Annotated in this window: 19 protein-coding genes; 12 read left to right on the top strand and 7 right to left on the bottom strand. The window is 44.1% G+C overall.

What is annotated here, in order from left to right; all coding sequences use genetic code 11:
• Nucleotides 1-2 precede the first annotated feature (2 nt).
• Complete coding sequence (locus H6F42_RS13940) at nucleotides 3-596, bottom strand: pyridoxamine 5'-phosphate oxidase family protein (RefSeq protein ID WP_190399979.1); 594 nt, start codon at nucleotides 594-596, stop codon at nucleotides 3-5.
• Between the two features lie 4 nt (nucleotides 597-600).
• A complete protein-coding gene (locus H6F42_RS13935) occupies nucleotides 601-1,203 on the bottom strand; it encodes a glutathione S-transferase family protein (protein ID WP_190399978.1) in 603 nt (200 codons plus the stop codon).
• Nucleotides 1,204-1,350: 147 nt separating this feature from the next.
• Here H6F42_RS13935 and H6F42_RS13930 point away from each other — a divergent pair, with 147 nt between their 5' ends.
• From H6F42_RS13930 to H6F42_RS13920, 3 genes are all read left to right on the top strand, one after another.
• Nucleotides 1,351-1,908, top strand: coding sequence for a TetR/AcrR family transcriptional regulator (locus H6F42_RS13930; RefSeq protein ID WP_190399977.1), 558 nt, complete (start codon nucleotides 1,351-1,353; stop codon nucleotides 1,906-1,908).
• A 266-nt stretch (nucleotides 1,909-2,174) separates the two neighbouring features.
• Nucleotides 2,175-4,700 carry a VIT domain-containing protein gene (locus H6F42_RS13925; RefSeq protein WP_199289022.1) on the top strand — a complete coding sequence of 842 codons (2,526 nt, stop codon included), beginning with the start codon at nucleotides 2,175-2,177 and terminating at the stop codon, nucleotides 4,698-4,700.
• Nucleotides 4,701-4,863: 163 nt separating this feature from the next.
• A complete protein-coding gene (locus H6F42_RS13920) occupies nucleotides 4,864-5,664 on the top strand; it encodes a carbonic anhydrase (RefSeq protein ID WP_190399976.1) in 801 nt (266 codons plus the stop codon).
• A 165-nt stretch (nucleotides 5,665-5,829) separates the two neighbouring features.
• On the opposite strand, the gene H6F42_RS13915 is transcribed toward H6F42_RS13920, so the two are convergent.
• A complete protein-coding gene (locus tag H6F42_RS13915; protein WP_190399975.1) occupies nucleotides 5,830-7,497 on the bottom strand; it encodes an NB-ARC domain-containing protein in 1,668 nt (555 codons plus the stop codon).
• A gap of 222 nt (nucleotides 7,498-7,719) precedes the next feature.
• Here H6F42_RS13915 and H6F42_RS13910 point away from each other — a divergent pair, with 222 nt between their 5' ends.
• Together H6F42_RS13910 and H6F42_RS13905 are read left to right on the top strand one after the other, a co-directional pair.
• Nucleotides 7,720-8,208: a phycobilisome protein gene (locus tag H6F42_RS13910; protein ID WP_190399974.1), complete on the top strand. Its 489-nt coding sequence runs from the start codon at nucleotides 7,720-7,722 to the stop codon at nucleotides 8,206-8,208.
• Between the two features lie 188 nt (nucleotides 8,209-8,396).
• On the top strand, nucleotides 8,397-9,665 hold the full coding sequence (locus H6F42_RS13905) for a family 10 glycosylhydrolase (RefSeq protein WP_190399973.1): 1,269 nt from the start codon (nucleotides 8,397-8,399) through the stop codon (nucleotides 9,663-9,665).
• A gap of 120 nt (nucleotides 9,666-9,785) precedes the next feature.
• Here H6F42_RS13905 and menH read toward each other — a convergent pair whose 3' ends face one another.
• The gene (gene menH / locus H6F42_RS13900; protein ID WP_190399972.1) at nucleotides 9,786-10,622 is read right to left on the bottom strand and encodes a 2-succinyl-6-hydroxy-2,4-cyclohexadiene-1-carboxylate synthase; all 837 of its coding nucleotides are present in this window, start codon (nucleotides 10,620-10,622) and stop codon (nucleotides 9,786-9,788) included.
• A gap of 14 nt (nucleotides 10,623-10,636) precedes the next feature.
• Between menH and H6F42_RS13895 the strand changes: the two genes are divergently transcribed.
• From H6F42_RS13895 to H6F42_RS13865, 7 genes are all read left to right on the top strand, one after another.
• The gene (locus tag H6F42_RS13895; protein ID WP_190399971.1) at nucleotides 10,637-11,389 is read left to right on the top strand and encodes a leucine-rich repeat domain-containing protein; all 753 of its coding nucleotides are present in this window, start codon (nucleotides 10,637-10,639) and stop codon (nucleotides 11,387-11,389) included.
• 22 nt (nucleotides 11,390-11,411) lie between these two features.
• Nucleotides 11,412-12,218: a transporter substrate-binding domain-containing protein gene (locus H6F42_RS13890; protein ID WP_190399970.1), complete on the top strand. Its 807-nt coding sequence runs from the start codon at nucleotides 11,412-11,414 to the stop codon at nucleotides 12,216-12,218.
• Nucleotides 12,219-12,336: 118 nt separating this feature from the next.
• Complete coding sequence (proB, locus tag H6F42_RS13885; protein ID WP_190399969.1) at nucleotides 12,337-13,470, top strand: glutamate 5-kinase; 1,134 nt, start codon at nucleotides 12,337-12,339, stop codon at nucleotides 13,468-13,470.
• 153 nt (nucleotides 13,471-13,623) lie between these two features.
• Nucleotides 13,624-13,983 carry a hypothetical protein gene (locus tag H6F42_RS13880; RefSeq protein ID WP_190399968.1) on the top strand — a complete coding sequence of 120 codons (360 nt, stop codon included), beginning with the start codon at nucleotides 13,624-13,626 and terminating at the stop codon, nucleotides 13,981-13,983.
• 75 nt (nucleotides 13,984-14,058) lie between these two features.
• Complete coding sequence (locus H6F42_RS13875) at nucleotides 14,059-14,403, top strand: hypothetical protein (protein ID WP_190399967.1); 345 nt, start codon at nucleotides 14,059-14,061, stop codon at nucleotides 14,401-14,403.
• Between the two features lie 177 nt (nucleotides 14,404-14,580).
• Nucleotides 14,581-15,093, top strand: coding sequence for a Dps family protein (locus H6F42_RS13870; RefSeq protein WP_190399966.1), 513 nt, complete (start codon nucleotides 14,581-14,583; stop codon nucleotides 15,091-15,093).
• Between the two features lie 77 nt (nucleotides 15,094-15,170).
• Nucleotides 15,171-16,382, top strand: coding sequence for a glycosyltransferase family 2 protein (locus tag H6F42_RS13865; protein WP_190400199.1), 1,212 nt, complete (start codon nucleotides 15,171-15,173; stop codon nucleotides 16,380-16,382).
• Between the two features lie 127 nt (nucleotides 16,383-16,509).
• Here H6F42_RS13865 and H6F42_RS13860 read toward each other — a convergent pair whose 3' ends face one another.
• From H6F42_RS13860 to H6F42_RS13850, 3 genes are read right to left on the bottom strand one after another with little or no spacing between them, the layout of a single operon-like run.
• On the bottom strand, nucleotides 16,510-17,085 hold the full coding sequence (locus H6F42_RS13860) for a Uma2 family endonuclease (protein ID WP_190399965.1): 576 nt from the start codon (nucleotides 17,083-17,085) through the stop codon (nucleotides 16,510-16,512).
• A 45-nt stretch (nucleotides 17,086-17,130) separates the two neighbouring features.
• Nucleotides 17,131-17,349 (bottom strand): hypothetical protein, encoded by a 219-nt coding sequence (locus H6F42_RS13855; RefSeq protein ID WP_190399964.1) that lies wholly within the window; start codon nucleotides 17,347-17,349, stop codon nucleotides 17,131-17,133.
• A gap of 54 nt (nucleotides 17,350-17,403) precedes the next feature.
• Nucleotides 17,404-17,832, bottom strand: a complete 429-nt coding sequence (locus H6F42_RS13850; RefSeq protein WP_190399963.1) for a hypothetical protein — start codon at nucleotides 17,830-17,832, stop codon at nucleotides 17,404-17,406.
• Nucleotides 17,833-18,052 lie beyond the last annotated feature (220 nt).

The following is an 18,052-nucleotide window of genomic DNA, read 5'->3' as shown; positions in this document are numbered from 1 at the left end:
AATTATGCGTTTTTAGCCTCTGCTAGAAGTTGCTCTAATTCTTTAATTTTAGCTTGCAATGCTTCCACTTCAGCTTGCGAATAGCGCACAGGAATATGTTGCGGACAGTTCCAATCACAGCCTTCGATCTCAAAAACGATCGCCCGTTCTACGGTCGCGGGATAGTCTAGATCTTGGACTTGAGCAAGGATATGCGGATCATTTTCGACAATCCTTGCGCGACCGAGGATTTTTAGGCGGCGGCGATTGCGATAATCCATTAAAAATAGAAAAGCTTTGTTATGCTCTGAAAGATTACCTACAGAGATATACTGCACATTGCCGCGATAGTCCGCAAAGCCTAAAGTCTTCTCATCGAGAACTTTTAAAAATCCTGACTTGCCGCCTCGAAACTGAATATAAGGATAACCATTGGAAGTAACAGTCCCCAGATAAAAGCCTTCCATACTCGCAATAAACTGAGCGATGTCGGGAGTGACCGTATTATTGTCGGCTCCATTTGCCACAAAGCGCTCGTAGTTCTCACGGGAACCCATTTTTTCTTGCAGGGCCTTCACGGCGGGAGTAAAAGCGATCGTGCCAAATTGTCTAGGCATCGGTTTAAACTCCTACCATTGGTACATAGCCAGAAAGTTTTTGAAATCGCTCTATCCAATTCAAAACATGGATATAAGCATCAAGTTCAATCTTGCCATCCTTAGCTAGGGAAATGTAGGGATAGATGGCAATATCAGCAATCGTAGGGCGATCGCACTCTAGCCAATTTCGGGTACTCAAATGTTGATCGAGTTGTTTGAGGATGAAATGAGATTTCTCGGTGGCGCGTTCAATATTGATCTTCGTTCCCGCACCAAATAAGTAGAAGAGCCGAGCATTCTCTGGCCCCTGACGCACTTCACCCGCAGCCGTGGACAACCAGCGAATTACCTGCGCCATCGGCAAAGCATCTGTGGGTAGCCATTGTTCACCACCATATTTTCTGGCTAAATAGATCAAGATTGCCTGACCATCAGCAATTGTGATTTCGTCATCGATCAATAAAGGCACTTGACCGAAGGGATTTTTTGCCAAATATTCTGGCGATTTATGTTCGCCTTTCATTAGATCAACCCTGACCCATTCATAATCCAGATTAAGTAGTGACAACATCAAACGGACTTTGTAGCTATTACCAGAGATTTCGTGACCGTGGAGTTTAATCATTGATGTTTCCTTGAATGTTTTTGTACCGTTCGTTCGGTATATTGATACTGTACTGTTCGTTCGGTATAATTGTCAATAGGTAAATACATCTGCCACAAATTAAAAAAGAGGAGTGGCGGCGCTTTGCGCCGCCACTCAGGTAAACCTATGTCCAAACAAACCTATGTCCCGATTCTCCTGAAACTGTTTCGGCAGTTTGGTTATGAGGGAGTGACACTTTCCAAAATTTCCCAAGAAACGGGCTTGGGCAAAGCTAGTCTCTATCATCATTTCCCTAGGGGTAAAGCAGAAATGGCAGAGACAGCCCTTAGTTATGTGAATAATTTGCTAGAGACGAGAATTTTGGAGATTTTGAAGCGCGAAGATCCGCCGATCGCTAAATTTCAAGATATGTTTGCCTCAATTAGCAACTTTTTTAATGAGGGAAAAAGCTCCTGCCTTTGGTCAGTTTTGGTGATGCAGCAGTCCAGTGATGATCTTTTTCACGAACAAATTAAGTGGGCTTTTTGCCTGTGGATTGAGGCGATCGCTGAAGTATTAGTCAAGGCAGGATTATCAGATCAAAAACTGGCTAGGGAAAGGGCTGAGGATGCGATGATTTCCATGCAAGGAGCCTTGATTTTATCTCATGGACTGAGGGACACTGCACCATTTAAAAGAGTAATGGAACGTTTGCCCCATCAACTTTGCCAAGGTTTAGAGTAGAACCCAAGAAGAGAATGGCGGCGCGAAGCGCCGCCATTCTCTTCTTGGGTTCGTGTAGTACAGGTAAATTTTGAAAAAGCGCAAAGCGCTGTAGTTAAAAAATGGCGTAGCCATTTCTTGATAAGTCAGTTGCATTTTTGTCGTTACAAAAAATGCAACTGACTTATCAAGCTTCGCAAATGCTGGGAAACTCAGTATCAGGAAATATTAACAGCTTGCCAACTGCCTAGTTTAAGGAAGCAGTAGGTAATGAGGAGCGCATTGTCATGAAATCGATTAAGCCAATTTATATAGCTATACCTCTAGCGATCGCCCTTGCGGGAATGGTTGCCCATCGCACATTAGCTCAGTCTAACCCCATGAGTAAACCTTTAAGTACGCCCACCTCTATGATTACTTCAGGAATTATCGAACCAGTCAGCGATCGCCCAAATAATCTCTCAGAGCCTACGCAAAACCTTAAAGAGCGTCCTGTTGGCGGGCTGTATGTGCAAACTCGCGATCGCCAACAGCAACCTTTTACCCTCACCAATACTGATGTTAAGGGCAAAATATCAGGCAACATCTCGCGAGTAGAAGTTACCCAAACCTTCCAAAATCCCTACGATAAGCCCCTAGAAGCAATCTATGTATTCCCTCTTCCCGATCAAGCGGCTGTCGATGATATGGAAATTAAGATCGGCGATCGCGTGATTAAGGGGAATATCAAAAAGCGTGAGGAAGCGAAGGAAATCTATGAGCGGGCTAGACAAGAAGGACGCACCGCAGGTTTGCTAGAGCAAGAACGCGATAATATTTTCACGCAATCCCTAGCGAATATTAAACCAAGGGAACAAATCAAGGTGACGATTCGCTATACCGAGAGCTTGAAATTTGAGAAAGGAGATTATGAATTTGTATTCCCGATGGTGGTGGGACCACGCTATATTGCGGGACAAGCCATTGACTCTAAAGGCAATACTAATCAAGTTCCCGATGCTTCAAGAATTACACCCCCTGTACTCCGTCCTGAAATGCGATCTGGAAATGATATTAGCGTCAGTTTACAAATTGATGCAGGAGTTCCCATTCGCAATCTCTATTCCACTTCCCATCGCCTTGATGTGAAAAATAATGGCGAAAAAGTAGAACTAAAACTTGCCAATGGCGATAATATTCCCAATAAAGATTTGATTGTGCGCTACAAGGTTAGCGGCGATCGCACTGCCCCCACGGTGCTAACCACGACTACTGACCAAGGCGCACACTTTGCGACTTATTTAATTCCTGCGATCGCCTATCGAGCCGATCAAATCGTGCCGAAAGATGTGGTCTTTTTGATGGATACATCAGGTTCGCAATCGGGCGATCCGATTATCAAATCACGGGAATTGATGACTCGCTTTATCAACGGTTTAAATCCCAATGATACCTTCACGATTATTGATTTCTCTAGCACCACCCGCCAGCTTTCTAGCTATCCATTGCCCAATACCTCTGCCAATCGCCAAAAGGCTCTGAACTATATCAATCAAATTGATGCCAATGGTGGTACAGAATTAATGAATGGGATCAATGTGGCTACCAGCTTTCCGCCGCCCAGTGATGGTCGGATTCGGAGTATTGTCTTGATTACGGATGGCTATATTGGCAATGATAATGAAGTCATTAGCGCCGTCCAAAAGAGATTGAAGAAAGGAAACCGTCTCTATAGCTTTGGGGTCGGTAGTTCCGTTAATCGCTATTTGCTAGAGCGAGTTGCCGAAATGGGACGTGGCACATCACGAGTTGTGCGTCAAGATGAGCCTACTCAAGAAGTTGCGGAGAAATTCTTCCGTCAGATTAACAATCCTGTTCTCACCAATATTCAAGTGAAATGGGAGGGTGAAGGCTCAGCCCCAGAAATCTATCCTAGCAATGCCCCCGATTTGTTTGCTGAGCAGCCTCTAGTTCTCTTTGGTAAAAAAGGCGATCGCGCCAATGGCAAGCTAAAAATCACAGGGATTGCCGCAGGTGGTGAGCGCTACGAACAAATCCTTGATATCAATTTCGGTGGAGAGAATAGTAATCTGGGAATTGCTCAACTCTGGGGACGTGCGCGTATTAAAGACTTGATGAATCAGATGTTTGGCGGTGAAGTGAAGTCTCTGGTTGATGCGGTGACCCAAACTGCTCTCAACTATCGCTTACTTTCCCAATACACAGCCTTTGTGGCAGTCAGCGAAGAAGTGCGCGTCAATCCTGAAGGCGAGAAAGTTACAGTTCAAGTACCTGTCTTAATTCCTGAAGGTGTGAGCTATGATGCTACGGTTGGCGGCGTACCGAAACCAGCCGCCCCAACCGCCAGTGCGCCCTATCTTTCCCCTCTCCCTCCTGCATCCTTTAGTACCTCTGGACGATTACAGGGAGCCGTGATTTTATCCAATGAGACTAAGGTGACGGGTAAGGATCAATTGCAACCTAGACTTAGAGCCAATGCCAACGCTCCTGCGGAAGATTTCAAGGTGGCTGATCAAGCACCTAGTTCCCGAATTCAAGTGGTAAGCATTACAGGCTTAACTGGGCTGGATATTGCCACGGCTCAACAGTTAATTACACAACAGTTAAGTTCCATTAATGTCCCTGCTGGCTCCAATGGAGTGGTGATCTTCGAGATCCCCATTCAGAATGGCAGACTCGCCAGATTTGTACTTGATGATGTGGCTTCTACTATTACCGATAAAAATCTGATTGATTTGATCAAGCGATCGCTCCAAAATGTAGTTCTCCCCGCATCCGCCAGTGGCTCAATTCGCCTCACCCTCAAAGTTTAGGAAGGGTTGCTAAGCAGCACTTCCTAAACTTCAGCAAAATTTGTTTTGCTCTGGAGATCGCCCAAAGCGCTGTAAACTAGTACCTGAGAAACTAACCACTTTTAGTGGTTAGTTTCTTGCTATTTACGCAATAAATTGTTGCATCCTGAGTCAACACTGGTATATGAGAAAGCTACTAAAGGGTTTACACAAGTTTCAGTCGTCCTATTTTCCTGCTAATCAAGAAATATTTGAACAACTCGCCGAAGGTCAGAAGCCCCGCGTTTTGTTTATCACCTGCTCCGATTCGCGGATCGTGCCGCATTTGATTACCCAATCGGGCGTGGGTGAGCTATTTGTCATCCGTAATGCAGGAAACTTAGTGCCGCCCTTTGGTGCTGCGAATGGTGGTGAAGGTGCGGCGATCGAATATGCGATCCATGTCCTTGGAATTGAGCAGGTAATTATCTGCGGACATTCTAACTGTGGCGCAATGAAGGGCTTGCTCAAGCTAGAAAAGCTCCGTACCGAAATGCCCCTCGTCTATGAATGGTTGCAGCACGCTGAGTCCACGCGCCGCCTAATTCAAGAAAATTATGCCGATATTAAGGGCGAAGAATTGCTAACAATTACGATGGCAGAAAACGTCGTCACCCAGATCGAAAATCTTAAAACCTATCCTGTGATTCGCTCGAAATTGCATCAAAATAAGATGTCAATCTATGGCTGGATTTATGACATTGAGACAGGAGAAGTGCTAGCCTACAATCCTGAAACCGACGAGTTTGAAGTTCCTCAAACTCTGTTAGCGAATGCTACTAGCACAGCCAATGAGCATTTTGTCCATACTGACGCACCTCCAATTCCATCAGCTTATCAAAAGGGTTCTGCTCAGGTGCAACCTAGCAATAGCAATGTTGGTGATTTACCTTCATGGATGTCTCCCGAACAAGCGAATCGTATCTATCGCGGTTCCACTAAGTAATATAGCCAAGCAAGAGTTAGCCAGTACAAACCAAAACCCAAAGAGCGAGTTGCGGCGCTTCGCGCCGCAACTCGCTCTTTGGGTTTTAAGTCAGCACAAAGCGCTGTAACACTTGTGTGAATCGGTAATCATCAAGAATTGGCGGCGCAAAGCGCCGCCAATTCTCTACCACCATAAGCCAATTAAGGCGAGATTTGCTTCGGTATAGCTGGGGACTTGATTGTTTGGACTTTGTGGATTGGTGGCGAGCAACTCTCGAAGGGAGTCAAGTTCTGTATTATTTTGAGCGATCGCTTTATTTAGTTTTTCCTTAATTGGCTTAAGGACTAAGCGGATTTGCATAGCCCGAATTGAATCAGGGGCGTGATCTTCGACGAGAACGTGACTTTGGAGGAGATTAACAGATTTGAGATTTTGTTGAGAGGCGATCGCCATAATCTCCTTACCAACTTCTTCGACAAATTGACGATTTACATATTTCAAGACCACAGGCTCTAATAAAAACATAACTTCGCCTTGATCGGTGAGCTTTTCAATAAGCGATCGCCATCGCAAAGACTCAAGAGCATCAATTAATTCCGAACCAGAGGCTTGTAAATTCATCTCCGAACGCAAGGTCGCGAGGGACACAGGACGATGCTTGATCGCGAGCCAATACAACACATCTTTTTCGAGTTTGGAAAGGCGTTCAAATTGTTGATAGAGCAAGGTGCGGAGAACATCACCGAGAGCTAAGGCTGTCTGTTTTAAGAATTCCGAAACATTGCCATTAAAGAGTTCTTGAATTGTGCCAGACACGATGCGTAATGCAGAAGGATTGCCCCGATATTGCTGAACAAGAGCTTCTAAACCATTTTCAGAACCTGTAAATCCTCTAGCTCTGAGCAACTCCAAAGCGCCTTGACGCTGCAATCCATTCACTTTGTAATAGCGGATGGGTTGATCTTCGCCTTGATTCATGGAGATTTCTTTGGGCTGTTCGCGTCCAATTAGAATTAAGGAACTTTGATGACGTTCCGAGCCAACCCGTTGCAATAATTCGGCGTGACCTTCGCAACCTTGACGATATGCGCCCACTAGCTCGCCATCTTGCAAGGTTGCCTCAAAGTCATCAAGGACAACTAGACATCGCTTTTGGCGCAAAACTTCGATCAAATCAGAAATACTGCAACCCGTTTGTGGGGAAGGGGTGAGAAATTGTAAGAGATCAGCAATTAGTTGAGCCGTTGGCTGTGCGCCCCTAAGCGATCGCCAAATGAAGCAGTCAAATTGGGTCTGAATACTTTCAACTAATTTAACCGTTAGGGCAGTTTTGCCAATGCCGCCCATGCCACAAATCGCCAGCAGATGACAGCGATCGCTTACAAGCCATTGCTGAAGCTTAGCTAATTCTTCGGCACGACCATAAAAAAATTGAATATTGGGAGCTTCGCCCCAATCGACTAAATTTTTGGGTGGATTTGCTCCACTATTGCCTTGAGAACTAACATTGCTGGCATTTAGGTTTTGACGCTGCATTTTATAGCCCTTTGCCTCGAGCCATTCGGGGACTTTTTCCCAGCGCAAAGTATTAATTGGCTGATCGGCGATCGCCTCGAGCGATCGATATAAACCCTTATTTAGCTCAACCCGCAAAGCCCCCGAAGTCCAAGTTAGCTTAAAGGCGAGTTGCCCCGGACGATAGCGACATAGCAAACCCCTTAAGCAAGCCTTTTCAAAAGGTTTGAGTTCCTTGCCACTAGCAATTTGTAAATCAGTATAGAGCCGATTTAAGTCCCAGTTTTGTGCCGCTTCTGGAAACAGCCCTTCAATGTGGTCATTGTCAGATAACATGACAGGATATTGCGGCGAGCGATCGCATAGACGTTAATCAATTAATCTGCATCGTAACAAAAAATCGGCGATCGCTAGACATAATGCTTCAAGTGGCTGATTATTTCCTTCTTCTAGGCAGATAGAATAGCTCTATAAAGGTTTTTATTTTGCCTAAAGGAAAAGAAAAACCTTTATAGAGTCATCCAATTACAATAAAACTAAGCTAAGTATCCTTTAACTATGTTAAGTAAACTGCAACAATTAGGGACAAATGTAGATGGACGCTATGCCAGCGATGATGAATTGCAGTTTATGGACACCTACATTGGATCTTTTGACTCAAGGGTTGAGGCTTATCAACGCATCAAAGCTGTGGAGAAAGAGATCGTAGAAACTGTGCTTGCCAAGCTTCAATCTTCCTACCCCAAAGTATTATTGCCCAAAGGCGAAGATATGCAAGCTAAGTGGAAACAAGATACTTTTCGGGTGTTGCGCCATTCGGCAATGACGGTTTTGTTGGACGACCCAGAGCTTTTGCGTCAGCAGTTTTTATATTGGTTTCAGACGATTATGCAAGCCTTTGGCGCACAGGAAGCTTGTGATATTACTTACCTCGTCATGCAAGATGTGGTTAAACAGCTTCTGCCCAAAAATGTGTCTGATCTGTTGTGTCCCATCCTCGAAATGAATCGCAATTTATTAGGGCATCAAGTAAATAAGAATATGTAGCCATCCTCAATAATTTGAGAGAGTGCGCCCCAAGGGGCGCACTCTCTCAAATTATTGAGGTGCAAAGCGCCTCAATAATTTATTAGTTTGGTATTAGAAATTATTAGCAATTATTATTTACAATAATTAAGCGAAAACAGTTTAAAGCCTAAATGTGAGGAGTTAGAGCTTAACTAGCTCAGTTTATTATGGGGAAATTTAATTCTGGATCTTGGCAGTCAAGATTACGCCTCCTATTGTTGAGCTTCTTAGGATTAGCGATCGCCTTGATGATCAACTTTCCTTTTTGGGCGGTAGCGCAAACACCCGTTAGCAATAATGCTATAAGCCCAGCCGAGCCGCCCACCAATCAAATCCAGCTCCGACCAACTAATAACAATGAACTCCGAGGCATTTGGCTCACAAACGTTGATAGCAATGTTTTGTTCTCAACCCAACGCCTCCAGCAGGCGATTACCCGCTTAAAGCGGCTCAAGTTTAATACCCTTTATCCCACTGTTTGGAATGGTGGGCATACCCTTTATCCCAGCAAGGTTGCGGACAAATATTTTGGCGTAGCGATCGATCCTTCGCCTGAACTTAAAAATCGTGACATCCTCGCGGAAACCCTTGAATTTGGGCATGATCAGAAATTTGCGGTGATTCCGTGGTTTGAGTATGGACTGATGACTGAAGATGGCTCAGAATTAATGCGTCGCCACCCCGATTGGATAACTAAACGCAGGGATGGCTCTCGAGTATTTGTGCATGGTGAAAATAATCAACATCGTTTAGTTTGGCTGAATCCTGCAAAACCTGAAGTCCAAAAATTCTTGACTGACTTAATCGTAGAAGTGGTCTCTAAATATGATGTGGATGGCATTCAGTTAGATGATCATTTTGGAATGCCCGCCGAACTGGGATATGACGATTACACGATCGCCTTGTATAAAAAAGATCATTTTGGCAAACTTCCCCCCGATGACTTTAATGATCCTCAATGGATAAGCTGGCGGGCTAGGCATGTCACAAAGTTAATGCAAAAGCTTTCTAAAGCTGTAAGAGCTATTAAGCCCAATTGCCTCATTTCTTTGTCTCCAAATCCTCGAAATTTTTCCTATGTTAAGTATTTACAAGATTGGTATACATGGGTTTATTTAGGATATGTGGATGAATTAGTAGTTCAGGTCTATCGCGATAACATTGAGGACTATCAACGAGAATTATCTAATCCTGAGTGGCAAGAAATCCGCCAAAAGATTCCCGTAGCAGTGGGAATTTTGACGGGCTTAAGGGTTCAGAATGTCGATATGCGACAAATTAAGGGACAAGTAAAAATTGCCCGTGAGCTTGCGTTTGACGGATTTTCCTTCTTTTTCTACGAAAGTCTGGGCAATCGCGACTCTTCTTTTGAGTCCTTACTTTTTAATCCTGCAAATCGTCCTGATTCTAGAAATATTGCTTCTGTAGGCAATTAGAGGAAATTCTTTAAAGTTGTGCAAAGCACAACTTTAAAGAATTTTCCAACAGATTTATAGCGACGATGCTACTCCCTTTCCTCCCCAAGAATTAGCTGTGCGGCGCGAAGCGCCGCACAGCTAATTCTTGGGTGGGGAGTAAATTAAAAAATTTAAAACTTTTTGAATAAATAGATCGCTATTTTCAAAATGGGTATTGTGACCACAGTTAGGCATAATTTCTAATTTTGCTGACTGACATAATTTGGCTACCTGTTGATTAAGCTGGACAAATTTATGATCTAACTCGCCAGCAATTAAGAGCAAAGGAATTTGATTTTGGGCTAGCTCCTCCCATAATGACGGCTGAGTGCCAGTACTAAAATTTCGTAAAGATTTAGCTAATAATCTCGGTGAGTTATTCAGTCTGTGGGCTAGCATCTGGGGAAAATTGGGGTGCGATCGCAAATTGGCAAAGATAACTTGTTGATACCAACTTTCGAGAAAATCCCGAAACTCACAATCTGTGAAATTTTCGAGTCTTGTGGCAAGTTGATGATCTTGAGCCAAGCGATCGCTTCTTGCTTGCGCCGTAGTTAAGCCTGCGGAGGCGGACTCTAGAACAACTCGATGAAAATAGTTGGGAAAATGGATCGTTAAATATAAAGCCAACCGTCCGCCCATGGAATAACCGACGAGATCGCACTTATTTATATGAAGAAAATTCAAAAAACTTATCACAGCCTTTGCAGTTGCTTGTATTGTGTAGTAGCAATCTTGCTCAGGGATCTGGGTCTGACCATGTGCTGGTAAATCGATCGCTACACAATAAAAATGTTTTGACAAAGCGGTGATCGCTGGTTGAAACTCCAAGCGATCGCCCATAAATCCATGCAAAAATAAAATCGCAGGGTAGTTTGATTTTCCCTCTAGGCTATAGGTAAAACGATAATTATCAATTTGCACTGCTAGTGCCATAAATGGAATGGACAATGAACGAACAAGAAATCCTTGAAGCAATTGAAAACGCACGCATTTCTGAGGCAACCTCGTTATATCTGAGTGAACTACAAATGACGGTAGTTCCTGATGAAATTGGCAAGTTAACCAAATTAGTATGGCTCTATTTAAGTGAAAATCAATTAACCTCAATTCCTGACGCGATCGTCAATTTAAAAAATCTCGCTTGGTTACACTTAGAATGTAATGAGTTCGAGTCTTTACCAGAGGCGATTACTAAGCTCAAGAACTTGTCGGTTTTAAATTTAGCAGAAAACAAAATTGAAAGTATCCCTTCGCATATTGGCGATCTAACAATTCTGGCAAGACTTGATTTAAATAGTAATTATTTAACGACTTTACCCCCTGAAATTGGCAACCTAAAATTTTTAACATGGCTCGATCTTTGTGAAAATCAACTGGAAACTCTGCCGATAGAAATCGCCTATCTCTCTAGCTTAAATGAGTTAGATCTGCGAAAAAATCAGCTGTCGAGTTTACCTGTGGAAATTGGCTATTTGACCGAATTAAGCGATCTCTATCTGGGTAGTAATCAATTAACTTGTTTGCCCTCGGAAATTGGGAATTTAACTAATATTACAGAGCTAGATTTATCCTATAACCACTTGACATCTTTACCGCCCGAAATATGCAATCTGACAAATTTAGAGCGCATCGATTTGAGAGGCAACGATATAGATGCCGCGGCTTTAAATAATTTGCATCATGGCGTGATCTTAATCTAAATCACATATTCCGTTAGTTAAAATGGGAAAATTTATTTTTTTTAAACCTTTAACGCTTTGTTTTGTAGCTACCTCTTGGTTAAGCTTTGGAAATTATTTAGAGTACCCCTATCTCGATAAGGTGGCGATCGCCTCAGGGCAGATTGATACCCTAACTAAGGTTCAAAAGCGAGGCAAGTTAATTATTGGTGTCAAAGATAATCTACCGCCTTTAGGATTTCGCGATCGCAATGGCAATTTATCTGGGCTAGAAATTGATATAGCTCGTGAATTAGGTAAAGAGCTAAATATTCCTGTCGAGCTTGTGCCACTCAAAAATCGCGATCGCCTGTCCGCTTTGGCGACTAGTCAAGTTGATTTGGCGATCGCTCAAATTACCGTAACTGGCAATCGGTCGCGCTTAATTGATTTTTCGCTGCCCTATTACACAGACAGCACGATCGCGATCGCCAAAATTGGCACTACTGCTCAGGAAATTAATCAACCGATGGCGATTGCAGTTCTCAAAAATTCGGCAGCGATCGCCGCGATTCAATCACAATTTCCTAAGGCAGCCATTATTGGTGCAAGCTCCTATGCTGACGGGCTAGCAGCTTTGCAATCAGGAAAAGTTAAAGCTTTCGTGGGCGATCGCAGTAGCCTGACCCAATGGCTCAAGGAAAATCCAGATTATGCGATCATTGGTAATCCGTTAGCGTTACATAGCTTAGCGATCGCCTTGCCGCGAGGATTACAACATCTAGAATTGCGGGAGAAAGTTTTGCCAATTGTGGAAAAATGGCGCAAAAATGGCTGGCTTAAAGCTAGAACAAATTATTGGAACCTCTAAACCCAAATAAAGGCGGCGTTTTGGGCCGCCTTTATTTGGGTTTTGAATTGCGATAGGATAAAAGCCTGTTTTTGCTGGCTTTGCTAGTAGAAGCAATCTTTTATTTTGGCTGGAAAAAATGCAACCGCAGATTATTGTTATTAAAATTGGCACGTCTAGTCTGACCCATCCTGAATCAGGGGATTTACAACTAGCGACGATCGCCAAATTAGTAGAAGCGGTTGTCCATTTGCGGCGCGAGGGGCATAGTGTAGTTTTAGTCTCATCGGGAGCCGTGGGCATTGGTTGCGGTCGTCTCGGACTAAAGCAACGTCCGCGTAAAATCTCCAAAAAGCAAGCCGTCGCTGCTGTTGGACAAGGGCGATTAATGCGGATTTATGATGACTTTTTTGGATCGCTCAATCAACCTGTAGCGCAGGTTTTGCTAACGCGCGGCAATCTGATTCAGCGACAGCATTACATGAATGTTCATGCTACTTTTCAGGAATTGCTAGAACTGGGTGTTGTGCCAATTGTGAATGAGAATGACACCGTAGCCGTCGATGAATTGAAGTTTGGCGATAATGATACGCTTTCGGCTTTGGTCGCCAGTTTGATTGAGGCGGATTGGCTATTTCTATTAACCGATGTCGATCGCCTTTATTCCGATGACCCCCGTCAAAATCCTGACGCAAAACCCATTGAGTTTGTGGAATATACCGAGCTTCAGGATCTGCGCCAAGCGATCGGCGAGAAGCAAGCGTTGGGTGCTCAAGGTGGCGGCACTCAGTGGGGAACGGGTGGTATGACCACTAAACTCGATGCCGCCCGAATTGCTTCCGCCGCAGGAGTCCGCACCGTGATTACGCGGGGCGCTTTTCCCGATCGCCTCGCTGCCATTCTCAAGGGAGAAAATTTCGGCACGCAATTTGCGGCTCAACCGAAAACGGTTAACGCCCGTAAACGCTGGATTGCCTATGGCATGGTAACTATGGGCAAGTTGTTTTTAGATGATGGTGCGGTAAATGCGGTGATCCGTAAGGGGCGATCGCTTTTGCCTGCGGGGATTACCCAAGTAGAAGGCAAATTTGATGTCAATGATTCTGTCAGCCTATGCGATCGGGAGGGCAAGGAAATCGCCAGAGGCATTTCCAATTACAGCAGTAACGATATTGTTCGCATTCTTGGCTCCCAATCGGAGGATATTCCCAGATTGCTAGGCTTTGACGGAGAAGAAACCGTAATTCACCGAGATAATCTCGTCAGTTTGTAATAAATCGATGCGAAGCATCGATTTATTACAAAACTCAAATATTGTGAGGCGGCGCGTTGCGCCGCCTCACAATATTTGGCTTTTATTTCCTAACAAGACAGGCGACAGCTATACATGCAGTAGAATGAGCCATAGATTTTTATACTTTCTGCTATGAGTCAAACTGATAACCTTGAAGAACGCTTTCGCGAATTAGAGCGCGAAGTGATGGGCAAGCAACAGGCGAATAGCCAATCTCAAGATCCTAATAAACGCGCTGAGCCTGAATTTGTGGCAGTCGGTCAAAGCGTAGAAGCAGCAAAAACTGGTGTAGAGAGCCTCATTGCTTGGGTGAATAGCCTAAATGGGGCAACCAAAATTGCGGCGATCGTGGTAATTGGGCTAGTTGCCTTTACAATTCTAAATTTTGTGTTTAAATTAGTAACATCCGCAATTTCTATCGGCATTCTGGCGCTAGTTGGCTTCATTTTGTATAAGGTATTCTTTGAGACTACGCCCAATAATCCGAAATAATTTAAGTTTTTTCAAATTAGAAATGGCATAGCCATTTTTAATTGTGATACTACATTGTCTATCAGGGCTAAACCTATGACTATTTCTCGTGTCTCTCGCCGCCCCATTCAGCCTAAGTTGCGTTCTATGCCTTTGCGTAAAACCCCTTCGGCGCTGTATATCCAGATGCATCAACTCGCCAATGAGAAAGAGCGGTTGCAGGAGGAGTTAGTCAGAGTATGCGATCGCAAACAACAAATCCTAGATCGCCTTGCCGAATTGGATCGCAATCTCGCGCAACTAGATCTAGATGTGGAGAATAATGCGGTGAGTGCGGAAATGTCTGAGGAGCAATTTGTGAAAAAAATTAAGGCTAAACCAGCAGAGCGTATCCAAACAACTCGTGGCGTAACCTATGAAAGTATGACCATTGAGTATTAAACAAAAAAGCCTGCTAGGCAAGCTTTTTTGTTTAGTGAATAATTAGGGTGTGCGGCTTCGCTGCACACCCTAATTTATTGCGAAGCTGAAATAAAGGCTAAGAAGCACCGATCGGTTACTTTTTTACGGTTAACTGAATAGCTATAATTCTTCAAGAACTGTCAAAAACATATCAACATGGGCAAAAACAAAGATAAATCTGCTGATAAGGAGCTATCTGGCACAATTAATATCGGTATTTCTGAAGAAGATCGGACGGCGATCGCGGAGGGACTCTCGCGTTTATTGGCTGACACCTACACTCTTTACCTCAAAACCCATAATTTCCATTGGAATGTTACGGGGCCAATGTTTAATACTTTGCATTTGATGTTTGAGGCGCAATATACCGAACTCTCTCTGGCTGTTGACCTAATTGCCGAGCGGATTCGCTCCCTTGGTATTCCTGCCCCCGCAACCTATTCCGCCTATGCGAAACTCACCTCCATTCCTGAAACAGAGGGAGTTCCCAAGGCAACGGAAATGATTAAGTTGTTAGTGGAAGGACAAGAATCGGTGGTCAGGACTGCGCGTTCGATTTTCCCGATCGCTGAAAAAGCTAATGACGAACCAACTGCCGATCTGTTAACTCAGCGTCTCCAAGTCCATGAAAAAACTGCATGGATGCTTAGAAGTTTGTTAGAAGAATAATTACCCTTTGAGCCGTGCAAAGCACGGCTCAAATTACGGTAGGATCGGCTTCTAGAAAGTACGTATCTCTATCGAAATTGAATAATCCGCTTTTTTTATTAATCTTTTCCCTCGCGTTTTTGTTGCTACAGGTTCTCGCTACCCTTGTACTGCTCAAACGTCTTAGCACGGCTCGCGATCGCACGCCGCCTTTACTCCCCCTTGAGCCAGCCGCCGAAGCCCTAGCCCAGCAAAATCCGCAGGTTTCGATTGTGATCCCTACACTCAATGAAATTGATCGCTTACCCACCTGCTTAGAAGGATTGCGCGATCAAGCGGCTAGGGAAATTATTGTCGTCGATAGCCGATCGCAGGATGGCACTCCTGAATATGTCCAAAAATTGCAACAGGATTTCCCAATTCCTCTGAAGCTAGTTACCGATGATCCTTTACCAGAGGGTTGGGTTGGTCGTCCTTGGGCTTTACATAATGGATTTTTGAATAGTGATCCTGCTAGTGAATGGATCTTGGGAATTGATGCTGATACTTTGCCGCAAAAAGGATTAGTGGCGAGTTTTGTGCAGAAAGCAACGGAAGATAATTTTGATATCGTGTCCCTATCGCCTAAGTTTATTCTCAAAACCGCAGGAGAACAATGGCTTCAACCTGCGCTCTTAATTACGCTGATTTTCCGTTTTGGAGCAACGGGCGATCGCACCCAGTTTACCGAAGATCGGGTGATGGCAAATGGGCAATGCTTTTTATCGAAGCGATCAAAGCTAGTGGAATTGAATGGTTATGAATTAGCAAAGTCTTCCTTTTGTGACGATGTCACCCTTGCTAGAGCCGCCGCCCAAAAGGGAGCGAAAGTGGGCTTTCTCGATGGAGCCGCTTTAATGCAGGTGCGGATGTATACCTCAATGGCGGAAACTTGGCGCGAATGGGGGCGATCGCTAGATCTTAAGGATGCGGCAACACCGAGCCAAACCTTTGCTGATTGTGTATTACTCACTGCCGTACAGGGTTTACCGATTCCCTTATTAATCGCTCTATCAGTTTGGCAACCTATTCCATCCCTATTCATAAATACATTATTCTGGCTCAATGCTTTTCTCGTTTCCATTCGTTGCTTACTGGTATTCGGGATTCGGACTAGCTATACAGAAGTTGGCTTTTGGTTTTGGCTATCTCCACTCGCCGATCCGATCGCTGTCATCCGCATCTGGATTTCTGCTCTAACTAAGCCCAAAAGTTGGCGAGGACGCATTTACAACAATTTCCCATTCAACAAACCACAAGACAATTCTTGAAAGCGTCCCTTTGCAACGCTTTCAAGAATTGTCTGAGTTTGGATTTGAGTGCAAAGCGATGTATGCATAAGCGGGAAGTCTTCCTTATGTGGAGAAATGTTAGAGCAATGTAACGTTCTTAATGTCGCTAAACTTTTAGCCAAGCAAAAATATCTTGGGCGGTAATCTGCAAATTCTCTAAGCCTGTTAAGACGGTTAAAGGTTGGGGATTTTCGGCTGTGGCAAAATATATTTGGGTGGAGCCATTTTGAAAGATCATGACGGATTTAGTGGCGGGATCGAGTAACCACCCGATTTCGCTGCCTTGACTGAGGCAAAAGAGAATTTTTTCGATCACTAAAACAGGGGACTGGTCAGGTGAAAGTATTTCAATAATCCAGTCAGGAGCGTGACTAAACTGATTACTAATTTCACCATCAGGATCGAGCGGGAGGTTTTGCCAACGGATTACCGCAATGTCTGCGACGATGGAACGTCCTGCAAAGGTGCAACGTAATTCGGTGAGGGCAAGCGCTATTTTGGGTTCTTCAGTAACTTGATCAATGGTTCTGGCAAAACGGGTTTGAATACGGCTGTGTTTTCCTTTGGGCATGGCTTTTGGGGTGATAAATCCGTTAGCATATTCACTGGCGGGTTGAGTTTCGGGAAGAGCAAGAAATGCTTCAAGGGAGAGAATTTGTGGCTTTTCTATTGTCGTTACCATTGGTGTTTTTCTCCGTTATCTGTTCTAAATTATAGAGTGAAGATTTCACAAGGTTTCTAAATCCAATTCTTGAGTTTTGCCTGCATGATATTCAGACATTGCTTCTTTAGCTAGGTTTGCAAGTACGTCTTGGGAACGTTCAAATGAATTATTCCATTGAATTTCATCTTCGAGTTCTTCTAAAATTATCATGGCGATCGCATCTTGTTGCTCGACAGATAATGTTTTTAGTTGGGTAATTGTGCGTTCGAGTAACTCTGTCATGGTTGCTATGTTCCTTAGTGAGAGCTAATTATTGCTGTATTGTAACTTTTTTATTCAGCTTGCTTGCTGGGTATCAAGATGTTGCCAGTATTTGATTTGTCCAACTTCATGACTGTGCAAGATACCGAACCATTCTAGACGTTCGAGATTTTCGGCGATCGCATTTTTATTTCTGCTACCGTTTTTAAATTGGGCGGCGATTTGGGCGATCGTCCAAGGGTTGTTGCTGGTGCGGAGGAGGTCGCGAATGGCGGCGAGTTGGTCTTTGGGTTGTTTGGGGAATGTTTTGACTTCGGCAGGGGCGATCGCCACTTCTTCACTTTCGCCAACGCCTTCGATGATGGTTTGGGTGCGGACTTCGTTGGGTGCTTGGTATTCGGGACGGAGCCAGCGTATGTGTCCGTTACGTTCTTCTTCGGCGCGTTGGGTGTTGAGGGTGACTAGGCGATCGAGGATAATTTCGGTGAGAGAATTTTCCCTCACCCCCAGCCCCTCTCCCAAGGAGCAGGGTTATTTCAAGAAAGGTTAGGAGGAACCAGAAAAAGGCTAGTGACAGACGTAGAGGTATTTTGTAATAATTTAATCCAATAAAGTTAAATAAGCCAGAAAATGAGTAATAGTCTAGTTGATTATCTCAAAGAGATACCAGATCCGCGCAAGGCAAAAGGAAGGCGAGATGAATTATGGCAAATCCTGCTGATAG

Origin of the sequence: Pseudanabaena sp. FACHB-1998 (assembly GCF_014696355.1) — a bacterium.
Lineage (GTDB): Bacteria > Cyanobacteriota > Cyanobacteriia > Pseudanabaenales > Pseudanabaenaceae > Pseudanabaena.
The sequence above is the reverse complement of the archived record's forward strand: the minus strand, read 5'-3'. Positions and strand labels throughout refer to the sequence as shown.